Raw genomic sequence first — 1,228 nt, 5'->3', positions numbered from 1 at the left:
TTATGCGATAGCTAATTGGTTTTCTTGCGTCCAGGTTTCCCAGTAGCGTTTCGGCGTCATGCCGTCCAGGGATCCGTGGGGCCGTTCATGATTGTAGATAGCTTTCCATTCCTCGGCCAAATACTTGGCTTCGGCCATGCTGTCCATGATTTCTCCGGAGAGTTGTTCCCTTCTGAACTGAGCGTTGAAGGATTCGATGAAGCCGTTCTGCCACGGTGATCCCGGGTCGATGAACGCGGTATCCACGCCTGCGGTGTTACACCAGTCGACCAGTGCCGCGGCGGTGAATTCGGGCCCGTTGTCGCACCGGACGTAGGCAGGGGCGGTGCCGGTCTCGGCGATGATGTCCTCCAGCACCGCGACCACGTCGGCGGCTTTGAACGACCGGCGGGGAATGACCGCCAGCGCCGTGCGGGTGTATTCGTCGATGACGTTGAAGAACCGGATGTGCCGCCCGCAGGAGGTCACGTCGGATTGGAAGTCGAAGCTGACCACGTGCATCGGATACTGGGCCGTGAGCCGCTTCTGTTCCCCGGCGCCGGGCCCGGTGCGGCGCTTCTTCCGCGCCTTGGGTTTACAGGTGAGCCCTTCGTCGCGCCAGAGCCGGCGCACCCGCTTCTTGTTCAGCGCCACCCCGGCCCAGGCCGGCTGGGTCAGCAGGTGCCAACGGGCTTTCCGCCAGCCCCACGCCGGGCGCTTCACCGCCACGGCGCGCAGCTCCGTGCGGAGCTGCACCTCCTCGAAACCCATATCGGGTTTCTTCTTCCGGAAAGCGGACCGGTTCTGCCCGAGAACCGCGCAGGCGAAGCGTTCGGATGCCCCGAACTTCTCCACCGCCATGCGCACGGCACGGCGGCGGGGTTCGGGGCTCAGAATTTTCCCCGCGCGACCTCGTTCAGGATGTCGATGGCCAGTTCCTTCTCCGCCAGCAGCCGCTTGAGCCGGGCGTTCTCCTTCTCCAGCTCTTTGGTCCGCTTGGACGCCTCGGCGTTCTTCTCGGACCCGTACTGGTTCAGCCACCGGTACCAGGTCGCCTCGGTGACCTGAAGCTCCTTGATGACCTCGACCATCGGACGTCCGTCATTGAGCATTTTCTGGCCCTGCCTGACCTTGGCGATGACCTGCTCGGGGGTGTGTCTGCGTGCCATGATTCGTGAATTTCCTCCTGTGTCCATTCTCGGACACGAAACTCACACAAACACTGGACTTCTACACGGGGACCCAACCA

1 protein-coding gene is annotated in these 1,228 nt (G+C 62.7%); it reads right to left on the bottom strand.

Annotated elements, in window-relative coordinates:
• A protein-coding gene (locus tag ABIB51_RS23160; RefSeq protein WP_354191736.1) for an IS3 family transposase occupies positions 1 to 1,148 on the bottom strand; the annotation gives its coding sequence in 2 pieces (ribosomal slippage) (positions 1 to 884 and positions 884 to 1,148; 1,149 coding nt in all).
• Positions 1,149 to 1,228: the final 80 nt, after the last annotated feature.

This window comes from Arthrobacter sp. UYCu712 (assembly GCF_040547005.1).
Classification (GTDB): Bacteria; Actinomycetota; Actinomycetes; order Actinomycetales; family Micrococcaceae; genus Arthrobacter.
Note: the sequence above shows the minus strand (reverse complement) of the source record. Positions and strands in the feature narration are given on the sequence as shown.